The organism is Streptomyces odonnellii (genome assembly GCF_000981895.1).
GTDB classification, from domain to species: domain Bacteria; phylum Actinomycetota; class Actinomycetes; order Streptomycetales; family Streptomycetaceae; genus Streptomyces; species Streptomyces odonnellii.
The window spans coordinates 1-3222 of sequence record NZ_LATD01000444.1; the positions used below are offsets into that span (position 1 = coordinate 1).

2 protein-coding genes and 2 pseudogenes are annotated in these 3222 nt (G+C 72.6%); 3 read left to right on the top strand and 1 reads right to left on the bottom strand.

What is annotated here, in order from left to right:
* Window positions 1-318 precede the first annotated feature (318 nt).
* Window positions 319-930 (bottom strand): helix-turn-helix domain-containing protein, encoded by a 612-nt coding sequence (locus tag WH07_RS32460; protein WP_408645977.1) that lies wholly within the window; start codon window positions 928-930, stop codon window positions 319-321.
* An 83-nt stretch (window positions 931-1013) separates the two neighbouring features.
* On the opposite strand from WH07_RS32460, the pseudogene WH07_RS36780 reads away from it, so the two are divergent.
* The 3 genes and pseudogenes from WH07_RS36780 to WH07_RS40575 all read left to right on the top strand — a co-directional run.
* Window positions 1014-1397, top strand: a pseudogene (locus WH07_RS36780) (FAD-dependent oxidoreductase); the annotation flags it as partial.
* A gap of 201 nt (window positions 1398-1598) precedes the next feature.
* A pseudogene (locus tag WH07_RS40570) lies at window positions 1599-2201 on the top strand (FAD-dependent oxidoreductase); the annotation flags it as partial.
* A gap of 141 nt (window positions 2202-2342) precedes the next feature.
* On the top strand, window positions 2343-3005 hold the full coding sequence (locus tag WH07_RS40575) for a class I SAM-dependent methyltransferase (protein ID WP_046508103.1): 663 nt from the start codon (window positions 2343-2345) through the stop codon (window positions 3003-3005).
* Window positions 3006-3222: the final 217 nt, after the last annotated feature.

The window sequence follows — 3222 nt, forward strand, 5'->3', positions numbered from 1 at the left end:
GGCGGGGACCGCGGCGGGGCGGGCCGCGCCGGACACCGGCACCGCCACCGACGCGGTGACGAGCACGGCGAGCAGGGTGCGGCGGAAACGGCTGCCGCGCGGGCCAGACGCCATGGAGGAGGGTCCTTCCGTACCGGAACAAGTGGTGCGTGATCGCGGTACGGACGCTATGGACAGGGCCCCCTGGCCGTCGTCCCGCCGGGGAACTCACCTCGCGCGTAGCTCTGAGGTACTACGGGTACGGGGCAGGGTCTGGTCACGGCCTTCTCGTCGGCGGGGCGGCTTGTCGCCGGGGCGGAGCGGGCCCGGCCGACGGGCTCACCGGCTCCGGGGGCGGGCGCGTACATGCATGCGCTCGCCCTGCCTGCCGAACAGGCTGAGGACTTCGACGGGTTCGGGCCCGGCGGAGGTGAAGCCGTGAGGGGTGCGGGTGTCGAACTCCGCGGCTTCTCCGGCGGTGAGTACGAGGTCGTGGTCGCCCAGCCGCAGCCTCAGCCGTCCGGCCAGCACATAGAGCCACTCGTACCCCTCATGGACCCGCTGCTCCAGCTCGCCGCACGCGGAGTCCGAAGGCTCCGGCGGGAAGATCAGCTTGTACGCCTGGAGGCCCCCGAGCTGACGCGTCAGCGGGATGTACGTCCTGCCTTCGCGGACGAAGGGGCGGGGATGGATCCGTGGGTCGCCCGTCGCGGGCGCGTCGACCAGCTCGTCCAGGGGGACGCCGTACGCCTTCGCCAGCGGCAGCAGCAGTTCCAGGGTGGGTTTGCGCTGACCCGACTCCAGGCGCGAGAGGGTGCTGAGCGAGATCCCGGTCGCCTCGCTCAGGCTGGCGAGTGTGGTCCCCCGGTCCCGGCGCAGGGCGCGCAGACGCGGCCCCACGGCGGTCAGGACGCTGGAGAAGTCGTCATCTGCGATGTCCGTGATTGCCATACCTCCATTTGCCGTCTCGGCAACAAGGTTTGTCAAACGGTTCCCGGCGGGCGGAGTATCTCCGGCGGACGGAGGTACGGCACATGACCGAGCAAAAGACTGAAACAGCACATAACGCGGCCGATGCCCCACGGCGCCCTGAGGTCGTGGTCATCGGCGGCGGAGCGGCCGGGCTGAGCGGGGCGCTGACGCTGGCGCGGGCGCGCCGCCGGGTGCTGGTGATCGACGGAGGCCGGCCGCGCAACGCTCCCGCGGCCCATGTCCACAACTATCTGGCCCGGGAGGGCACCCCGCCCGCACGGCTGCTGGCCGTGGGCCGCGAGGAGGTGGCCTCGTGCGGCGGCGAGTTCGTCGAGGGCAGCGCGGTGGCGGCCGAGCGCCTGGCGGCGGGCGGCTTCCGGGTCGTCCTCGCGGACGGTTCCGCGGTCGAGGCGGACCGGCTGCTGGTGACCACCGGTCTGGTGGACTAGGTCCTGTCCGGTCGATCTTCGTGGATCAGACCGCGGCGTCTGGTGGAGGGGGCCCCTCCCGTGCCGTTCAGGCCGCGGGGGAGCATCGCAAGGCGGAGGATCGTCCGTGTACTGGACGTACTCGGGCGACTCCGACAACGCAGCGAGGTGCCGTGCCAGGCGTCGCGGGCCCGCGAAGATCGGCCGGACAGGGCCTAGCTGCCGCCGGTACCGGGGGTCGCCGAGCGGTGGGGCCGCGAGGTGCTGCACTGCCCGTACTGCCACGGCTGGGAGGTCCGCGACCAGCCGGTCGGCATCCTCGCCACCGGGCCGCTGGCCGTGCACCAGGCGCTGATGTGGCGGCAGTGGAGCGACGACGTCACCCTGTTCCTGCACACCGCGCCCGAGCCGGACGACGAGGAGTACGAGCAGCTCGCCGCACGCGGTGTCGGTGTGATCGACGGGGAGGTGGCGGGTCTGGAGGTGACCGGGGACCGGCTGACCGGTGTCACCCTGGCCGGAGGCCGGGTCATCCCCTGCCGGGCCCTGGTGGTCGCCCCGCGCTTCACCGCCCGCGCCGGTGTCCTCACCGGTCTGGGGCTCCACGCCACCCCGCAGGAGATGGCCGGGCAGGTGGTCGGCAGCCGTATCGTCTCCGATCCGTCGGGGGCGACGGAGATACCGGGCGTATGGGTGGCCGGCAATGTCGCCGAGCTGACCGAGACGGTCATCGGCTCGGCAGCGGCGGGTCTCCGCGCCGCGGCGGCGATCAACGCCGATCTGATCGCCGAGGAGACCCGCGCGGCCGTCGCGGCCCGCCGCGGCATCTCCTCCCCCACGGACCACGACCACGGCGAACGCGACCTCGCGCACCGCGACCTCGCAAACCACGGTCACGAGCATCACGAACACGCGGACCACGGACGCTCAGACCATGACCACGCTCACGGAAGAGGCACATCGATGACCGACCACTCCCACGAGACCCCCTCCGTCGAGGAGTTCGGCTCGATGGAGGAGTTCTGGGACGACCGCTACGGCCGGAGCGACCGGATCTGGAGCGGCAATCCGAATGTCGTGCTGGTCCGCGAGGTCACCGGCACGCCCCCCGGCCGAGCACTGGACCTGGGCTCCGGCGAAGGCGCCGACGCGGTCTGGCTCGCGCGGCAGGGGTGGCGGGTCACCGGCACCGACATCTCCGGAGTCGCCCTCGGCCGCGCGGCCGAGCACGCGGCTGCGGAGGGGCTCGCCGACCGGATCGACTGGCAGCGGCACGATCTCGGCGAGTCCTTCCCTGAGGGCACGTACGACCTGGTCTCCGCCCAGTTCCTGCACTCGTACGGCGAGATGCCCCGGGAGAAGATCCTGCGCAGCGCGGCTTCGGCGGTCGCGCCGGGCGGAGTGCTGCTGATCGTCGGACACTCCGGCTTCCCGTCCTGGGAGGAGAACCCGCACCCCGACGTGCACTTCCCGACACCGGAAGAGGTCCTGGAGTCGCTGGACCTGCCGGACGGGAAGTGGGAGGTGCAGATCTGCGAGGAACACGACCGGAGCCAGACCTCGCCCGACGGCCGGCCGGGCCACCGCACGGACAACACCGTCAAGGTCAGGCGCCTGCCGGAGTGACGGCCCCGGACCCCCGGCTCCTGCCGGGGCCCTCGCCGGAGTGACCGGTCGGAACCCCTCCGCGCCGGCAGAGGCGCCCCGTCAGCTGGATGGGAGCCCCCGAGTCGAGGGAGGCTCCGGAGTCGCGTCAACCGGAGAGTCTGCGTCACCCCCGCAGCCGGAAGGCGTGGGGAAGGAGTGCCCCCGCACCAGACGGGGGCACCCCCCTCAGCCCTCC